Genomic DNA, 17,106 nt, shown 5'->3' with positions numbered 1-17,106 from the left:
GTGCGCAGCCCGTTCACGTGATGGGAAGTCGGGCTGCCGAGAGGTATGGAGCGGTGTCGGAAGCCGACAGTTGCGGCGTTCGCTCACACCGCCCCAGCCCCTCAGCGGCAGGGATGGTCAGCTGGAGGTCCCGTCCGCGGCGGCGGGGACTGCCGTGGTGGGATTTGCTTCCGTGCCGGCTGTTCGTGGTTGCGGCTCCAAGCCGAGGAGGCCATCCAGGGCCGCCCAGCCCGGCCCGGAGATGATGATGAGAAGGAACACCGCGAGATACAGGAAGTCGAGCTCGGCTCCCCCGGATCCCTTGGGTCCGAGTACGCCGCTGTGGAAGACGGACAGTTTGACCAGGAAGCCCGTGCCCACCATCTCGAGGGCGAGCAGTGTGGCGGCCACGCGGGTCAGCAGACCCACGACGAGCAGGACGCCCGCGACGAGCTCAAGCGTCGGGATAGCCCAAGACAACTGGGAGGTCAGCGGGAGATGCGCGGGCTTGAGCATGTACGTCTCGAAGCTGGCCAAGCCGTTCTGGAACTTGAACAGCGCGTGCAGAATGAACAACCAACCGGCGACGACTCTGAGGACGCAGAGCGCAGGGCGGCTCAGGCCGGTCAGGCGTTCGGCGATGATTCGGTATGGACGGAGCATGGCCTCTCCTAGGGGGTGAGCAGGCGATAGTAGAGAATCGTGCGGTCGATGCCATTGAGATCTCAGCCCCGCCCGTCTCGCTGATTGGGGGCCGCTTGGGCCGATCGTTCACTCGGCCGTGCGGATGCGGTTGTGGTCTGCTTGGCGTTCCGGCGCCCCATCGGCAGGCGGGCGGATCGGCGATGCGGTGAATCAGCGAGCGTCGAACCCGCGCGATGTCGGATCACGTCCGGGTGCGACGGCTACCTGGTCCAGGACCGTTCAGCGTGGCAGGGATTGCCGGGGCGAGCAGGGCCGCGAAGCACTCGGCGATCAGGATGTCCAGGCACAGCTTGCACACCGTGGCATCGGATCTGGTGGCAGATGCGGTGGTATGCATGGCACGTATGTCCCCCTGACACGTACGTCTCCCCCTGAAGGGCGAGGTCCGGGCCCGAGGGGGCGGTCGGCTGGAATGTCGAGGAGCCGGTTCCGGCGGATGGCGGAGCCCGCTCTGTGCTCAGCGCGACGATCACGCTGTTCGACGACGGATGGGCGATGCGAGACGAGCGCGTAGGTGTGGTGCGACGCCGACGGGGGCCTCTGCGTTGCGGGCTCGGTCGCCTCGTGGGCGCTACGCGCGGGCCGGGTCATGATGCCGGTAGTACCGGCGAAGCAAATATATGTCAGACGATCTACCATCGTCAATAGATTGTCAAATATCGTGAGGGTCCGGCCGCAGCTGAGGCCGGTGTTGCCGCCCTCCGTCGACAGCCGGCCACAACACCGAGAAGGTGTCAGTGAGTTGGGCAGTGGCGTCTGGGGCAACCGCCGCACCGTGATGTCACGGCGGCCTCACGAGTAGAAGCGGTAGACCGCCTGTGCGATGCAGGCGGGCTTGGTCCCGCCGTCGATCTCCACGGAGAGGTCGACGACGAGTTCGGCGCCGCCCTTGATCTCGGTCGCAGCGGCCACTGCGCCACGCACACGGATCTTGGAGCCGACGGGAACCGGCGCGGGGAAGCGCACCTTGTTGAGGCCGTAGTTGACTGCCATGCCGACGTCCTGCACGTCGAGCAGTCCGCTCCAGAGCGGGATGAGCAGGGCGAGGGTGAGGTAGCCATGCGCTATCGGGCCACCGAAGGGGCCCTGCTTGGCGCGTTCGACGTCGACATGGATCCACTGATGGTCGTCGGTGGCGTCGGCGAAGGTGTTCACCCGCTCCTGGGTGATCTCCAGCCAGGCACTGTGGCCGAGATCGGCCCCGGTGAGACAGAGCAGGTCGGCGATGCCGTGGGCGGTACGGGGCATGGAAAGGCCCTTCTTGTGGTGGCGGGCTGTGGTCAGTTGTGCCCGTAGGTGGCCCGGAGCGGGCCTTTGAGCAGTTTTCCGGCGCCGCTGCGCGGCAGTGCGTCGGCGAAGACCACCGATGCGGGGATCTTGTACCGGGCCAGTCGCCCGTCCAGATGGTCGAGCAGTTCCTCGGCTCTCGCTGCCGCGCCGGGGCGCAGTACGACGACTGCACAGCCCACCTCTCCCCACTTCTCGTCCGGCACGCCGAATACGGCGCATTCGGCGACCGCGGGGTGCTCCAGCAGCGCGTCCTCGACCTCGGCGGGGTAGATGTTCTCGCCGCCGGAGATGATCATGTCCTTGAGCCGGTCGACCAGCCGGACGTAGCCCTCGGTGTCCACCGTGGCCAGATCGCCGGAGCGGAACCAGTGACCGTCCCGGAACGCGGCGGTGGTCTCCTCGGGCAGGCCCCAGTATCCGGGGGAGACGTTCGGTCCGGCTACCACCACCTCGCCCGGCGCTCCGCGTTCTGCGGGTGTCCCGGTCGGGTCGAGCAGTCGTACGTCGGTGAAGAAATGCGGCACACCGGCCGTGCCCGCGTGGGTGAGCGCGTCGGCGCGGTCCAGCAGCAGGACCCCGGGGGCGGCCTCGGTCATGCCGTAGCCCTGGACGAAGGCGAGGCCCCGGTCGAGGTAGCGGCGGATGGTGCGGGCCGGTACGGGCGCACCCCCGCACATCAGGTTGCGCAGGCTGCTCAGATCCGCCTCGGCCCAGCCCGGCGCGGCGGTAATGGCGTCGTACATGGCCGGGACTCCGAACAGGCAGCTGATCCGATGGCGTGCGATCAGTTCCAAGGTGCGGTCGGGGTCGAAGGAGGACTCCAGCACCGCCGTGCCGCCCTTGAGCAGGGTGGGCAAGCAGGTCATGTTGAGGGCGGCGGTGTGGAACAGCGGAGCGCTGACGAGGGTGGCCTCATCGCTGGTGAGGTCCACATCGACCAGCACGTTGAGGCTGTTCCACAGAACGTTGCCATGGGTGAGCATGGCGCCCTTGGCCCGGCCTGTTGTTCCCGAGGTGTACATGATCATGCATAGGTCGTCCGGCCCCACCGGAAGGTCCAGGTCGGTGGCCGGCACAGCGGCCAGCAGCGCCTCGTACGCTTCACCCTCCGCCTCCAGACTCTCCGTTGTCAGTTCGGCCGTCGTCGCGGCGCTCTGGCGCACCTGCAGCAGCAGCCTGCTCCCGGAATCTGCCAGCTGGTGGCGCAGTTCGGGCGGGGCGAGGCGGGTGTTGAGCGGTACGAAGACCGCTCCCAGCAGACCGGTTGCAAACAGCGTCTCCAGGAACGCCGGGTGGTTGGGCCCGAGGAAGGCGACCCTGTCCCCGCGTTTGACACCGCGCTCCCGCAGCAGGTGCGCGAGCCGGGTCGCCCGGTCGTGGAGCAGGGCGTAGCTGGTGGTCCGCTCCTCGTGGAGCAGGGCGGTGCGGTGCGGGGTCTTCCGGCTCCGGCGGGCGGGCCAAGAGCCGATGCCTTGATTCTGCAACGCGGGACTCCATTTTCGTGCGTCACTTGCGGAGGCCGAGCAGCCTTGCGGTGTTCTCCTTGAGGATCTTCGGACGGACCTCGTCCTTGATCGGCACCTTGGCGAAGTCGGCCAGCCAGCGGTCCGGGTTGAGCAACGGATAGGCGGAGCCGAAGAGCACCTTGTCCTTGAGCAGGGTGTTCGCATACTGCACCAGCTGCGGCGGGAAGTACTTCGGCGACCAGCCGGACAGGTCGACGTAGACCTGCGGCTTGTGGGTGGCCACTGCCAGCGCCTCGTCCTGCCAGGGGACGGAGGGATGGGCGGGGATGATCGGCATGCTGGGAAACTCCGCGGCCATATCGGTGGAACTTGAAGCCGCGCACTCCGAAGTCCCGGACCAGCTGTTGGGTCTGACGCACTCCCGACTTCCCCTTGTAGGGGTCGACGCTGGCGAAGGGGATGATCACGTCGGGGTTGGCCAGGGCGGCCTCGGCGACTTCCTCGTTGGGCACGGCCGGAGTGCCGGTGGCGGCTTCCGCGTCCACGGTGAAGACGACACACGCCATCTTCCGCGCGCGGTAGAAGTCCGCGATCTCGGGGAGGGTGGGGCGGCGGTGCTCGCCTTGAAATGCGCCCCGGCGGCAGCATCGAGCTCCCCGGAGAGGGAGCCCTGGCCGCATGAGGACACCTCCGCATGGGTGTGCACATCGATGGCGACGAGTTCGTCGATGTTCATGTCCACTCGGTCCTTCACAGCTGCGGGGCGGGGATGCCGTAGGTCTCGGGATGCCGACCGACCGAGACCGGCCATGCTGCGGCGATGGCGTCAGCGCTCCAGCCTCCGTCCGCATAGGCGATCGAGATCTCCTGGGGATGCGACCAGAGTGCCAGCTTGTCACCGCCGATACCGATGCACTGGCCGGTGACCTGGTCGGCAGCGTCCCACGCGAGAAAGGCGACCAACCCGGTGACGTCCTCGGTCGTGCCGAAGCCCTCGCCCTTGCGCAGATGGTCGGGCAGCGGCGTGCCGTGCTGCTCCAGTGCCTCGACGTGTGCGGCGAAGGCGGGGATGGTCTTCGTCATAGCGGTGGCGGCGACAGGGATCACCGCGTTGGCGGTGATCCCTGCCCGGGACAGCTCCATGGCCCAGGTGCGCACCATGGCGGCGATCCCCGCCTTGGCGGCCGCGTAGTTGGTCTGCCCGAAGTTGCCGAGCTGCCCGGCCGGGGGAGCCGGCCACGATGATCCGCCCGCCCTCGTCCTGCTCGCGCATCCGGTTGACGGCAGCCCGCACGCACGTGAAGGTCCCGCGCAGGTGCACCTGGACGACGGTGTCGAAGTCCTCGTCGGTCATCTTCCACAGCACCCGGTCGCGCAGCACGCCCGCGTTGGTGACCATGACGTCCAACCGCCCGAAGCCGGTCACGGCCCGGGCCACCAGAGCCTCGGCGGCTTTCGTCGTGCCCACGGCCGCCACTTCGGCGACCGCGCGCCCGCCTGCTGCCTCGATCTCCTTCACGGCGCCCGCTTAGGCAAGGCCGAGACCTCGGCCGCTTCCGGTGACGACGGCGACCTTGCCTGCGAGATCCATGAATCTGCTCCGTGGCTGGGCGGAGGGGGTGAGCTAACATTAGGCATATATTTATCGATCGTCAAGTAATTGCCCAGCATTCTCGACCGACCCGCACGTCGGCCCGCGCTCGTCCTACGCTGTGCCCGTGACCAGCCTCGATCTCGCCCCCCGCCCCCAGTCGCTGATGCTGAGCTTCTTCGGCATCCATGTCCGCGGCCGTGACATCGCGCTCTCCTCCGGCTGCGTGATCGACGCCTTCGCCCGGATCGGCATCACCGAGGAGGCAGTCCGCACCACGCTCACCCGCATGGTCAACCGCGGCCTGCTGGAGCGTCACCGCCAGGGCCGAAAGATGTACTTCGCGCTCACCCCGCGCGCCGCCGCCGTACTCCAGGACGGGCACGACCGGATATGGCGCACTGGCGCGGTCAACCGCGACTGGGACGGGCAGTGGACCTTGGTCGGCTTCTCGCTTCCGGAGGCGTGGCGGCGAGAGCGGCACGATCTGCGGTCCCGCCTGACCTGGGGAGGTTTCGGTCCGCTGCAAAGCGGGCTGTGGGTGGCCCCCGGCGAGGTCGACGTCGCGGCGCTCGTCGCCGACCTGGGCCTGGACGCGCAGCTCCGGGTCTTCCGCGGCGCGGTGATCGGCCCGACCGAGGTGGGCCAGGTGCTGGAGTCGGCCTTCGACACCAAGGCCATCGCCGCCGAGTACCGCGCCTTCCTCGACCGCTGGACCGCTGCCGATGGCGATCTCGCGGACCCTCCCCCGGGCTTCCTCCGGGACCCCTTCGCCGGCCAACTGCTCCTGCACACCGACTGGCTCGAACTCGTCCGCCGCGACCCGCACCTCCCTGCCGAGCACCTTCCTGCGGACTGGCCGGCCATTCGCGCGGATGCGCTCTTCCAGGATCTGGCCCGCCGCTGCTCCGCGCCCGCCCGGGCGGAGGCCGAACGAGTACTGGACGCCATATCGACGGGCGGCTGAACCCGCGACTCGTCCCACCGGGGCGCCGCTGCCGTTTGTGACCGACTCGCACATGGTTGGCCGTTGGCAGGTCGCTCGTCCCCGCCTGCGGGGTCCGTCGGCGACAAGTTGGCGGAGGTGACATCACCGGATCTGGCCGGCGGGCCGCATTCGTCACGCTCCGCCCGCTCATCCGACGCTCGGTCACCTGCTGCCTCTCGGACTGCCGATCCACCACCCCAGGTCTCGAGCGATACATTCTCCGGTCGGCCTACGACGAGATCATCAACCTTATTATTGGGCAGTCTATTGACCGTCGCCAAAATAACGCCCTACATTCAGGGCGTTCTCGGCCGCGCCCGCGCTGCCGCTCAGGCCCCTTCACGCCCCACCTCCGCGAGAAGAAGTACCAGACCATGACCAACCGCCTCCTGGGCCGCCTCGCCGTCAGCTGCGACAAGCTCAAGCTGACGGGCTACGCCAGCCACAACGGTCTGGACTGGGCAGGGCAGCTGCACGGCTGCAGCCACCGCGCAGAGGTGGACGCCCTCTACCGCGGCGCCGGGCTCAGCCTCGACGCCGACCTGGGCACCCTGCACGCTGCCCCCGCGTACCACGCAGAACAGGCAGCCACCCGCTGGATGCAGCGAACTTCCACCGCCGCGCAGGGCCTGGACGTGCCGCTTCGCGACATCCACACCGCTACCGACTTCGTCGACCACCGGGCCAGCCGCCTCATCGCTCGCTGACCCACACACTCAACGCACTCACCTACTCCCCAGGAGACCCTGTGTCAGCAACGACGCGTACCTCCTCGTCCTCCGACGCCACTGCTTCAACGGGCCTCGCCGCCGGCACGCTGATCGCCTGCTGCCTGGTCGTCTGCCTGGCCCAGATCGGCGTCGCCGTCCCGGCCACCCTCAACGGCCTGTTCCAGGAGAGCCTGCACCCGATCGGCTCGCAGCTGACGTGGATATCCGACGCTTTCCTGCTCCCGATCAGCGTGCTCGAGCTGACCTTCGGCGTGCTCGGCGACCTCTTCGGCCGCAAGCGACTGCTGATCGGCGGCACGCTGCTGATGGCGGCCGGGGAGACGGTGTCCGCCACTGCCGGCGGCGTGCACATGCTCTGGGCCGGCCAAGCCCTGGCCGGACTCGGCGCCGCCGCACTGTTCCCCACCTCGCTCGCCATGATCGTCGCCGGCACCCGCAGCCATGGCGACCGGGCCAAGGTCATAGCGCTCTGGGCGGCTTTCCTGTCCACCGGCGGCGCGCTCGCACCCGTGCTCGGCGGGCTGACCGGCAACTACGGCTCCTGGCGCTGGTCCTTCGTCGTGGTGGCGATCCTCGCCCTCATCGGCGCGGCGGTCAGCCGACTGCTCGCGCACGACTCCAGCTCGCCCCAAGGCCGCTCGCTCGACATCGGCGGCCAGATCACCATCGGCGCCGGCCTGTTCGCGCTGCTCTACGCTGTCATCCAGGGCCCGACGGACGGCTGGGGCTCGCCGCCGGTCGTGGTCGCCTTCGTACTGGCGGCGGTGTTCCTGGCACTGTTCGTCGTTGCCGAGCAGCGCGCCGCCTCGCCCCTGCTACGGCTCGACCTCTTCACCAACCGCGCTTTCGCGGTAGCCTCCGTCGTCGCGGTGGTCGGCATGTTCAGCTTCCTCGGCACCGCCTACGCAACGAGCATCCGACTCGGACCGATCCAGCACCAGAGCCCGCTGCGTACCTCCGTCGCCTTCTTGCTGCTCAACGGCCTCACTCTGCTGCTCACCCCGCTCACCTCCCGGTTGCTGGCACGCCTCCCCGCCCGAAGACTGCTGGCCCTGGGCCTGATATTGATCGCCGCCGGTGACTTCCTCGCCGCCACACTGTCCGTGGACGACCGCGCACTCACCTCACTTGTGCTGCCGCTCGGCCTGGTCGGGGTGGGCTTCGCCTTCACCGTCTCCTCGATCACAGCCACCGCCGTCAACACCGTGCCCACCTCGCTGGAGGGCATGGCCAGCGCCACCGCCAACCAACTGCGCGACTTCGGCTTCACCCTGGGTCCGGCCGTGATCGGCGCCATCGCTCTCAGCCAGGCCGCCGCCAGGTTCAACACCGCCCTGGCCCACTCCGCCCTCCCGGTCGCCGCCAAGTCCGCCGCCGGCGCGGTCGCCTCAGCCGGCGGCCCACTCGCAGTGAACTCCGTCCCGGCCGCCTCACCCCCAGGCGCGGCCGCCCCGCTGGCCGCGCAGGCACTGGGACACGGCTTCTCCCTGGGCTACCTGGTCTGCGGCTGCGCCGCGCTGGCCGCCTGCCTGCTGGTGGCACTCGCCCTGCGCGGCCACCACGCACAGCCCGAGCAGCCTGTAGCCGGCTGAGCCCCGCCTCACCCGATCGCCTCAGCGCGTCCCGGTCGCCGCTCACTCCCCCAGCGACCGGGGCACGAGCGACAAGTGCGGCCACAGCCGGGGGCCACCCAGGCAACCCGTAGAAGGGCCGCGTCAGCGATCTCTTGTGTATGAGCAGCCGTACCTCAACCGATCTTGGAACGTTTGAGCCGAACAGGGGTCCTGGTCGGCTGAAGTTCCCCTCTGCCGAGAACAGTTGCGTCATGAAGCTTGACGTGGCGCAAAGGAATCCTCAACGCAATCTGTCGCTGCTGCTCATCGAGACAAACGTGGTCTCGGCGGTAGTAGCGCCCGTCGAACCGGACCGGAGTGTGCCCATGAACGCTCTCAGAGAACGCATGAAGTCGTGGCTATCGCGCGCATTCAACCTTTCGTCCTCGCGCGGCAAGCGCCGAGGGCTGATCCGAGCCAGCAGGACGTCCGTTTCCTTCGTCGTGGCGGCAGCCCTGATCGCGACGGGAGCGCTCACGGCTACCGCGCCGCATGCGTCGGCCGCTAGCGGGGACCTGGTTGTGAGCATGTCGGTCGACAACTTGGACCCAGCCGTCCTTCGGAGCTTCGTCGCGTCGCAGCAGACCTGCGGATCGCTGAGCGCCGACATCCAGTGCATGCTCGACAACGTCAGTGAAGCGCCGGCCGATGACGTGTCGACGATGGAGACCGGAATGGGGGAATGGCCCGGATTCTCGGACGGCACCTTCTCGATCTCCTCCACCGGAAGCGGGACGGCGGCCAGCGACACGCTGACGATCGACATCCCCAGCGCCGATGTACAGACAAACACACCGGGGTGGCTCATCACCGTGTATGCCGCGTTGAGTGGGCAGCTGGCCGGGTACATCGCGGGCTCCCTCTGTATGGCCGCCATGGCTCCAGGCCTTGCGCTCGCGGCGACTGTCTGCGGCGCGGTCTACTCGTTCGTCGCCACCTTCACCTGGATAATTGTCGCCGCCCAGTTCACCAACACGTCGATAGGCACCGGTCAGCAGCTTGCGAACGCGTTCGCGGGCGCGATGATTGCGACGCTCGGCGGGACTCTCTGGGGCAAGGTTCTGGGGCCCTGGGCTTCGGCCAACCTGCGGAGCGTTATGGGCACGATCGCAAACGCCGTGTCCAGGACAGTCGCCGCGGCAGCGACCTGGCTTGGTTCAACCACGGCAGCTGCGGCGACCGCAGCCGCGAGCGTGCTCACCTCGATCGGTGGCTCCATCTGGAACGCGCTGACCGCCGCGGCCGAAGCCGCCGGGCTGGCCAGCCTGACCTCCCCGAACACCTTGCGGGTGCTGCCGTTCGGTGACTCGATCACCTACGGCTACCAGAGCTCCGACGGTTCCGGGTACCGGTGCGATCTCCAGGACTTCCTGGCCACCCAGGGCGACACGTACTCCTTCGTCGGTTCTCAATCGGCCGGTAGCAACTGCAGCCAGACCAAGAACGAAGGGCACTCGGGCTGGACGATCAGCCAGCTCGCCGCTATCGAGGGATGCACGATCGCCGGAGACATGCCGAACGTGGTCCTCCTCGACATCGGGACCAACGACATCAACAACGGCGGCTCCGCGAGCTCCGCCGCGGACGCTATCGAGAGCTTGATCAACAAGATCGCCACCGACGACCCCAGCGCCGTCGTGTTGGTCTCGTCGCTCATCCCCACCAGCAACTCAACTGTTGCCGCGGGCATGCGCTCGTTCAACCAGCAGGTCTCCTCCTGGGTCGGCCAGCAGAAGAGCAACGGAAAGCACATGGACTGGGTGGATCAGGGCGCGGTGAGGACCACCGACCTGGCCGACGGCCTGCACCCCAATGACACCGGCTATCGGAAGATGGCCGTCGCCTGGAACATGGGCATCGACTCCGCACTCGTCGATGGGTGGATCAAGAGCCCCGCCGCCGGTGGGTCGAGCGGTTGCACCGGCGGCGCCCCGGTGTGGCTGCCCCAGGGAGAGATCGCCAGCGGTCCCGGCACGTCCACCACCTCCTACCCAGGCAGCCTGAGCCTGGGCACGGGTGACCGGATCGTCTACGCCGACATCAACAGTGACGACAGGGCCGACTACCTCGACGTGGCGTCCAACGGCTCAGTCACAGCATGGGTGAACGGCGGCTCCGGGTCCTCCGGTGCCGTGTCCTGGCAAGCCCACGGCGCCAGCGGACCCGACCTTGGCTCCGGCATGGTGCCCCAGTTCGCCGACGTTACCGGAGACGGTAATGCCGACGAGCTCGCCGTCAGCTCGAGCACCGGTGCCGTCACACTGTTCCGTAACGACGGCACCGACTCCTCCGGCCACTACAAGTGGGACTCCCAAGGTCAGATCGCCTCCGGTGTCGGAAGCCCGGGCAGCCAGATCCGATTCGCCGACATCAACGGCGACGGCCGGGCCGACTACCTCAACGTCGACCCCGACAGCTCGGTAGCCGCGTGGATCAACGGCGGCACCGACTCCAATGGCAAGTACATCTGGGTCTCCCATGGGGTGGTCGCCTCGGGCGTCGGTGTCGACGGCAGTGAGATCCGCTTCGCTGACCTCGACGGCGATGGCAAGGCGGACTACCTCGTCCTGGGCTCCAACGGCTCCATCACCGCATTCCTCAACCCAGGGCTGTCCAACCTGCACAACGGCGGCGGATGGGTCCCCCAGGGCGACATCGCGTCGGGCGTCGGTGACCCAGGGAGCCACATCCAGCTCGCTGACGTCGACGGAGATCACAAAGCCGACTACCTCGACGTCAATCCAACCAACGGCCACACCAAGGAGTGGAGGAACGGCGGAGCCATCAGCGGCGGCGGCTGGAACTGGAACTCGCTCGGAGCCATCGCCACCGGTAACAGCAGCCAGATCAAGTTCGCCGACCTCAACGGCGACGGGAAGGCCGAATACATCGACGTCCAGGACGATGGCGGCATCAAGTACTGGTACAACAACGGCGCCGACTCCTCAGCACCGAACGGCTGGGCCTGGACCGGCCCGATCGGGCTCAACCCGCTGCACACTGCGCCCGCCGGCAACGTGCAGTTCGCCGACATCAATGGCGACCACATCGCCGACTACCTCATCGTGGATGTCGCCACGGGCGCGGTGGCCGCTGAGCTCTTCAACGGCACCAGTTTCACCGATCTGGGTCAGATCGCCTCCGGCGTGGGAAGTTCAGGCAGCCAGATCCACTTCGCCGACCTCAACGGCGACGGCAAAGCCGACTACCTCGACATCGCCTCCAACGGTTCCGTCACCGCATGGCTGAATGGCGGCCAAGCGAGTGGCGGCGGCTGGAATTGGTATCCCCAGGGCACGATCGCCTCCGGCGTGGGGGCGCCTGGTAGCCAGATCCGGTTCTCGGCCATCTATGGTTCGGGCAAAGCCGACTACCTCGTGCTGGCCGACAACAGCGCCGTAACCGCCTGGAAGAACGGCGGCGCAGCCAGTGGCGGCGGCTGGATCTGGTACCCCCAGGGCCAGGTTGCCTCCGGCGTCGGGGATCCCAGCAGCCAGATCCAGTTCGCCGACATCACCGGCGACGGCAGGGCCGACTACCTCGACGTAGGCACAGACGGCGCCACCAAAGCCTGGGTGAACGCCGGGTGATCCAGGCCGGGCGGTGACGGCGGTCATGTATCGCAGGCCGGTGATGGCGTTGGCCATCACCGGCACCGGCGCCCTGCTGCTGTTTCAGGCGGACGTGTTCGGTGGGGTTGCGATCGCTTCCCGGTCCTCTCGGTTTCCTAGGTTTCCGGGAGCCCCGATCGGTGTGTCATCCCGGCGACGCGGGATGACAGACCGTGAGCGCGAGCTCCGCCTCCGAGCAGCTCAGCCTGTGGTGTCCGCCGCAACATGTACCGGCGCCGGAAGGACCTTGCCGCCGGTCTGTCCGGAGGCTGCCTCGGCACGACTGAGCGTGGCGTTGCGTGTGTCCGGCATCAGGACGTAGGCCACCAGGGAGACCAGAGCGCAACCGGAGACGTACCAGAAGAACACCGTCTCGTGGCCGGCGTCCTTGAACCACAGGGCTACGTACTCCGCCGTGCCGCCGAAGAGCGCGTTGGCGATTGCGTAGGGCACGGCCACGCCGAGGGCGCGAATCCGGGTAGGGAAGAGCTCCGCCTTCACGGCCGCGTTGATCGAGGTATACCCGGTCACGATCACCAGGGCGAGAACGGACAACGCCAGTGCCGACCAGTACGTCGATGCCGACCGCAGGGCCGACATGATCGGGTAGGTACCAAAGGTACAGCCGACCGCGAAGGTGATCAGCAGCGGACGGCGGCCGATCCGGTCCGAGAGCGCTCCGGCGAGAGGCTGGATCACGGCGAAGAACGCCAGCGCCGTGAAGCTCACCAGCGTGGCGGTGTTCTTGGGCAGGCCTGCGCTGGCGATCAGGTACTTGGTCAGATAGGTGGTGTACGTGTAGTACGCGACCGTGCCACCGATAGTGAGCGCCATCACCATGACCGCCTGACGGCGGTGTTGCCACAGGAGCTTGAGGGTGCCGCGGGCATCGGCGCTTTCGCCGTGGCCGGACTGCTCGGTGAACGCCTCGGTCTCCGACAGGCGCCGCCGCAGCCAGAACACCACCACCGCGAAGACCGATCCCAGCAGGAACGGGATCCGCCACCCCCAGCCGGTGAGCTGGGAGGCGCTGAGGGTGTGCTGCAGAGTGATCAGGATTGCCAGGCCGAGAAGTTGGCCGCAGGTCATCGAAACGTACTGGAATGACGACCCCAGCCCCCGGCGGCCCGGCGCGGAGGATTCGGTCAGATACGTCGCACTGGCCGCATACTCACCGCCGATGCTCATCCCCTGCAGCAGCCGGGCGAGCAGCAGGATCAGCGCGCCGAAGTACCCTGCCTGGTCGTAGGTGGGCGCGACCGCGACGAGGAGGGCGGCCACCGACATCAGCGACACCGTGAGCGTGAGCGCACTCTTGCGCCCGCGCCGGTCGGCGGCGCGTCCGAGCACCCAGCCACCTACTGGGCGCATCACGAAGCCGACGGCGAAGATCCCGGCGGTGTTCATGAGCTGGGTGGTCGTGTTCTCGCCGGGGAAGAAGGAATCGGCGAAGTAGATCGCGAAGCTGGCGTAGACGAACCAGTCGTACCACTCGATGAGATTGCCCAGCGAGCCACCGATCAGAGCACGGCGGCGGTTGCTGCGAACTTCACCGGTCGACAATCGAGGCGTGACGGCGGGCGATGACATGGCGGCTCCAGAGGAAAAGCACTGCTGGGGAACGTGCGAAGTGCCGTGAGCATGCGGGCGGCGACCTTGTCCGGACAAGGCCTCGCGTTCAGATCTAACGTCCCGCTAAGAAACGAGCCACAGCGGCGATGCCTTGCCGCGTGTGTGGCACAGGATCCGCTGCGGTGATGACGCCTCGTTGATCCGCTCCGCTGGGATGACCTCGACCTCTGTGCCGATGCCGTGGTCGCCGCAGAAGTCGAGCATCTCCTTGATCTCGGAAGGTCGGCGAACGACCAGGCCTGCATGATCAGCGAGAACTCGCTCGGCGACAGCGGCTCGGCCGGGGCGGCGACGTTGACCAGTGACCTCTTGCCTCAACCCAGCAGCGTGAGGGCATGATGGATCCATGAGTGATCTCCCCGAGCCTGTTTCTCTCCCCATCACTCGTCGAAGAGCTCTGGAGTTCGCGGGCCGCGGTGGGGTGGCCGCGCTTGCGGTACTGGCGGGGGCAGCGGTGGGTAGCGGGTGCTCGTCGGAGAAGGCGCCCGTGCAGCAACTGACGCTGGGTACCGGGTCGGCCGGCGGGGCGTACAACGCCTTCGGGAAGGCATTCGCTGCCGCTGTCGCCAAGGATTCGAGGTCCATCAGAGTCCAGCCGGTAACGACATCGGCCAGTGTGGACAATCTGCACCGGCTGGGTGATGGCCATCTGTCATTGGCAATCACCACGGCGGATGTCGCCGAGGACGCGATCAAAGGACGCAATCCGTTCTCCAAGCCGATTCGGGTCATGGCGCTGGCCCGTATCTATGTGAACTACACGCACCTTGTGGCACGGGCGGACGGGCCCGTGCGGAACTTGCGGGACCTTGCCGGTCAGCGGGTGGGACTTGGAGCGAGCGAGTCCGGCGCCGAGGTGATCGCCATGAGGCTGCTTGGACTCGCGGATCTGACAGGCGCCGAGGCGGTGACTCCGCGCGCTCTGACTCTGCTGCAGTCCGTGCAGGCCCTCAAGGAGCGGAGTGTGCGCGCCGTGTTCTGGTCCGGAGGCGTGCCAACACCCGCGCTGGCCGATCTGAGCCATCACGTACCCCTGCGGCTTCTGGCGCTCGACCAGTACGTCGAGGCCATGCGGGTGAAGTATGGGCCTGTTTACACCACGGTGACCATTCCGGCCGAAGCGTACGGGCTGCCTCGGCCCGTCCCCACGATCGGGACGGGCAACTACCTCACGGCTCGGCCGGATGTACCCAAGAAGACCGTGTTCGACCTGCTGCGGGCACTCTTCGAGTACAGCGAAGAGGTGATGCGGCCGGTCACGGCCGGTGCGCGGCTTGAGCCCAGATTCGCCATCTCCACGGGATCCGTGCCACTGCATCCGGGCGCGGCCGAGTACTACCGGTCCGTTTACGGTTGAGCGGCTGGTGTGTCCGCTCCGTCACCGGGCGGTGCGAGACCCGGCAGCACCATATCGACTCTGATTCCGTGGGGGCTGTTGCCCCTGAGCGTGAGTCGGCCTCCACTCATCCTGGCGATCTCGTCTGCGATCGCCAGCCCGAGGCCACTGCCGGGAAGGTTCTGGTGCTCCAGGCCGCGGGTGAAGCGGCGGGGCAGGCGCGAAAGCTGTTCCGCGGGAAGCCCGGGACCGTCATCGCTGACCTGCACTCGTACCCAGCCGTCACATTCGACGGCGCGGACCTCCACCCGGCCGCCGACCGGCACGAACTTCGCCGCGTTGTCCAAGGCGGCGTCCAGCACGCGGTCCACGGCACTCGGCAGACCGCGCGCCTGAATCCCGTCAGCCACGGCGTCCACCAGATCGAGCCCGGCCGCCTCGTAAACCCCCTGCCATGCAGCCAGTCGGTGCCGGGCATCTCGTGAGACGTCGAGGAGTGCCAGATCCTCCGCGAAGGACTCCACCTGCGCAAGCGCCAGCAGGCTATCCAGCAGGTTGCCCAGACGCTCGACTTCATCGACCGCGCGGGCCTGCTCCTTCCGCCCGCTGGGCAGCAAGTGCGGCTCGATGTTCTCCAACTGCAGTATGAGCGTGGCCAGCGGATTCCGTAGCTGGTGGGAGGCGTCGGCCACGAAGTCGCGCTGCTTGCGCATGGAGTCGGCCACTGCCTGCGCCATGGCGTAGAAGCGCTGCTCCAAGCGGCGCAGCTCTGGTGGCCCGGTGAACGGCACGGCCGCCGGTTCGAGATTGCCCGCGGCCAGTTCGTCCACCGCATTGTCCAGGTTCCGCACAGGCCGCAGGAGCCAGCGGGTGATCCAGACAGCGACCAGGGCTGCGGTGGCAAAGGCCGCAAGAGCGGCGAGAGCGATGAGCGACCAGCGCACTGTCACGTCGTGCCTGGCCGCATCCGTGGGCAGGGCCATCAGCAGCGCACCGCCGAGCTGCTCGTCGCCGCCGACGGGCTCTGCCAGCACTACCCGGTCAGGGCTCCACGGCCGGATTGCTGGAAGATGATCGGTGGTACGCCCGGTGAGAGCACGATCGCGTACCTGACGTGCGCTGCTCGTGGCCAGCGGGGGGCCGGGGCCGGCCCGGAGCACCAGATGGCCCTGGCCATCGACGAGCTCGACGCTGGCGCCGTAGAGTTCTGAATACCGCTGGATCTCGGTCGACACCTGGGCACGGTCGGCAGGGGTGGTCATGCCGACCGACAAGTTGGCGAATCTCGCGGCTTCGGTGCGCCTCTGCAGGAGCAGCTGCTCCGTCCGGCTGTGCGCGTAGGATTCGGCCAGCGGAATGCTGAGGGCGATGGACGCGACACCCATGAGCAGCATCAGGACAATCAGCAGGCGGCGCCTCATTCAGGCCTCCGTCGTGGCTGCGGTCCCGGTCGCGAGGCAGTATCCAAAACCGTGCACCGTGCGGACAAGGTCAGGGCTGTGAGTCTTGGCCCGGATTCCCGCCACATGCACATCGAGGGACCGGGATGCGGCAAGGAGCGTATCCCCCCACACCCTGTCCAGGATCTCGGAGCGGGAGTGAGCCTCGCCGGGACGGGCGGCCAAGAGGGCCAGGACATCGAATTCGCGGCGTGTCAGGTGTACGTCCTCGCCCCGCACCCGCACCGTGCGGCAGGCCAGGTCGATCTCCACCTTGTCGACACGTACCACAGCCGGCTGGCGTATGGCCTCGGCTGGATCTGCATCTTGCTCGCCGGAACGTCTGCGCACGGCGTCGACCCTGGCTATCAGCTCGGCCATCCGGAACGGCTTGACCACGTAGTCGTCGGCTCCGGCCCGCAGTCCTTGGACGATGTCGCGGTGCCCACCGCGGGCAGTAACGACGATGAGGGGAATAGAGCTGATCATGCGCATCCGCCGCAAGAGTTCCAGACCGTCCAGATCGGGCAGACCGAGGTCGAGGAGCACGAAATCCGCCTGGTGAACGAGGCGGAGTCCGTCCTGCCCCCGGCTTACACGTATTACCTTGTGCCCGTGCATTCCGAGTGCCGTGCCGAGCGCGTGGGCCAATCTGTCGTCGTCCTCGACGAGTAGCGCCTGCATGCCGCATCACATCCCCGCCTCCCTCAAAGGAGGTCACCGGT

The 17,106-nt window shown here is 67.7% G+C and carries 12 protein-coding genes and 2 pseudogenes; 5 read left to right on the top strand and 9 right to left on the bottom strand.

Annotated elements, in window-relative coordinates:
• Nucleotides 1-117: 117 nt before the first annotated feature.
• From AB0M87_RS19300 to AB0M87_RS19280, 5 genes and pseudogenes are all read right to left on the bottom strand, one after another.
• Nucleotides 118-642, bottom strand: a complete 525-nt coding sequence (locus tag AB0M87_RS19300) for a DoxX family protein (RefSeq protein ID WP_365854396.1) — start codon at nucleotides 640-642, stop codon at nucleotides 118-120.
• Between the two features lie 834 nt (nucleotides 643-1,476).
• A complete protein-coding gene (locus tag AB0M87_RS19295; protein ID WP_365854394.1) occupies nucleotides 1,477-1,932 on the bottom strand; it encodes a MaoC family dehydratase in 456 nt (151 codons plus the stop codon).
• A gap of 32 nt (nucleotides 1,933-1,964) precedes the next feature.
• A complete protein-coding gene (locus AB0M87_RS19290; protein ID WP_365854392.1) occupies nucleotides 1,965-3,458 on the bottom strand; it encodes a long-chain fatty acid--CoA ligase in 1,494 nt (497 codons plus the stop codon).
• A 22-nt stretch (nucleotides 3,459-3,480) separates the two neighbouring features.
• A pseudogene (locus AB0M87_RS19285) lies at nucleotides 3,481-4,176 on the bottom strand (amidohydrolase family protein).
• A 14-nt stretch (nucleotides 4,177-4,190) separates the two neighbouring features.
• A pseudogene (locus AB0M87_RS19280) lies at nucleotides 4,191-4,917 on the bottom strand (SDR family oxidoreductase).
• A 241-nt stretch (nucleotides 4,918-5,158) separates the two neighbouring features.
• On the opposite strand from AB0M87_RS19280, the gene AB0M87_RS19275 reads away from it, so the two are divergent.
• The 4 genes from AB0M87_RS19275 (at nucleotide 5,159) to AB0M87_RS19260 (ending at nucleotide 11,953) form a co-directional block, all read left to right on the top strand.
• On the top strand, nucleotides 5,159-5,998 hold the full coding sequence (locus AB0M87_RS19275; protein WP_365854389.1) for a PaaX family transcriptional regulator C-terminal domain-containing protein: 840 nt from the start codon (nucleotides 5,159-5,161) through the stop codon (nucleotides 5,996-5,998).
• Between the two features lie 395 nt (nucleotides 5,999-6,393).
• Nucleotides 6,394-6,726 (top strand): hypothetical protein, encoded by a 333-nt coding sequence (locus tag AB0M87_RS19270; protein ID WP_365854386.1) that lies wholly within the window; start codon nucleotides 6,394-6,396, stop codon nucleotides 6,724-6,726.
• A gap of 41 nt (nucleotides 6,727-6,767) precedes the next feature.
• On the top strand, nucleotides 6,768-8,342 hold the full coding sequence (locus tag AB0M87_RS19265; protein WP_365854383.1) for an MFS transporter: 1,575 nt from the start codon (nucleotides 6,768-6,770) through the stop codon (nucleotides 8,340-8,342).
• A 548-nt stretch (nucleotides 8,343-8,890) separates the two neighbouring features.
• The gene (locus tag AB0M87_RS19260) at nucleotides 8,891-11,953 is read left to right on the top strand and encodes an FG-GAP-like repeat-containing protein (RefSeq protein ID WP_365854381.1); all 3,063 of its coding nucleotides are present in this window, start codon (nucleotides 8,891-8,893) and stop codon (nucleotides 11,951-11,953) included.
• Nucleotides 11,954-12,175: 222 nt separating this feature from the next.
• On the opposite strand, the gene AB0M87_RS19255 is transcribed toward AB0M87_RS19260, so the two are convergent.
• Both AB0M87_RS19255 and AB0M87_RS19250 read right to left on the bottom strand, forming a co-directional pair.
• Entirely contained in the window at nucleotides 12,176-13,564 is a 1,389-nt protein-coding gene (locus AB0M87_RS19255) for an MFS transporter (protein WP_365854379.1), read from the bottom strand.
• A gap of 105 nt (nucleotides 13,565-13,669) precedes the next feature.
• A complete protein-coding gene (locus tag AB0M87_RS19250) occupies nucleotides 13,670-13,810 on the bottom strand; it encodes a hypothetical protein (protein WP_365854377.1) in 141 nt (46 codons plus the stop codon).
• Between the two features lie 142 nt (nucleotides 13,811-13,952).
• On the opposite strand from AB0M87_RS19250, the gene AB0M87_RS19245 reads away from it, so the two are divergent.
• Nucleotides 13,953-14,963, top strand: a complete 1,011-nt coding sequence (locus tag AB0M87_RS19245; RefSeq protein WP_365854375.1) for a TAXI family TRAP transporter solute-binding subunit — start codon at nucleotides 13,953-13,955, stop codon at nucleotides 14,961-14,963.
• On the opposite strand, the gene AB0M87_RS19240 is transcribed toward AB0M87_RS19245, so the two are convergent.
• Together AB0M87_RS19240 and AB0M87_RS19235 are read right to left on the bottom strand one after the other, a co-directional pair.
• Nucleotides 14,954-16,363: a HAMP domain-containing sensor histidine kinase gene (locus AB0M87_RS19240; RefSeq protein WP_365854373.1), complete on the bottom strand. Its 1,410-nt coding sequence runs from the start codon at nucleotides 16,361-16,363 to the stop codon at nucleotides 14,954-14,956. The genes AB0M87_RS19245 and AB0M87_RS19240 overlap by 10 nt on opposite strands.
• Nucleotides 16,364-17,065, bottom strand: coding sequence for a response regulator transcription factor (locus AB0M87_RS19235; protein WP_365854371.1), 702 nt, complete (start codon nucleotides 17,063-17,065; stop codon nucleotides 16,364-16,366).
• Nucleotides 17,066-17,106 lie beyond the last annotated feature (41 nt).

This window comes from Streptomyces sp. NPDC051320 (assembly GCF_040682175.1).
Taxonomy (GTDB): Bacteria; Actinomycetota; Actinomycetes; order Streptomycetales; family Streptomycetaceae; genus Streptomyces.
Note: the sequence above shows the minus strand (reverse complement) of the source record. Positions and strands in the feature narration are given on the sequence as shown.

What these genes read in the sequence shown, in the direction of transcription:
- AB0M87_RS19300 (WP_365854396.1), bottom strand. Translation starts at nt 642, where the DNA reads ATGCTCCGTCCATACCGAATCATCGCCGAACGCCTGACCGGCCTGAGC.
- AB0M87_RS19295 (WP_365854394.1), bottom strand. Translation starts at nt 1,932, where the DNA reads ATGCCCCGTACCGCCCACGGCATCGCCGACCTGCTCTGTCTCACCGGG.
- AB0M87_RS19270 (WP_365854386.1), top strand. Translation starts at nt 6,394, where the DNA reads ATGACCAACCGCCTCCTGGGCCGCCTCGCCGTCAGCTGCGACAAGCTC.
- AB0M87_RS19260 (WP_365854381.1), top strand. Translation starts at nt 8,891, where the DNA reads ATGTCGGTCGACAACTTGGACCCAGCCGTCCTTCGGAGCTTCGTCGCG.
- AB0M87_RS19255 (WP_365854379.1), bottom strand. Translation starts at nt 13,564, where the DNA reads ATGTCATCGCCCGCCGTCACGCCTCGATTGTCGACCGGTGAAGTTCGC.
- AB0M87_RS19250 (WP_365854377.1), bottom strand. Translation starts at nt 13,810, where the DNA reads ATGCTCGACTTCTGCGGCGACCACGGCATCGGCACAGAGGTCGAGGTC.
- AB0M87_RS19245 (WP_365854375.1), top strand. Translation starts at nt 13,953, where the DNA reads ATGAGTGATCTCCCCGAGCCTGTTTCTCTCCCCATCACTCGTCGAAGA.
- AB0M87_RS19240 (WP_365854373.1), bottom strand. Translation starts at nt 16,363, where the DNA reads ATGAGGCGCCGCCTGCTGATTGTCCTGATGCTGCTCATGGGTGTCGCG.
- AB0M87_RS19235 (WP_365854371.1), bottom strand. Translation starts at nt 17,065, where the DNA reads ATGCAGGCGCTACTCGTCGAGGACGACGACAGATTGGCCCACGCGCTC.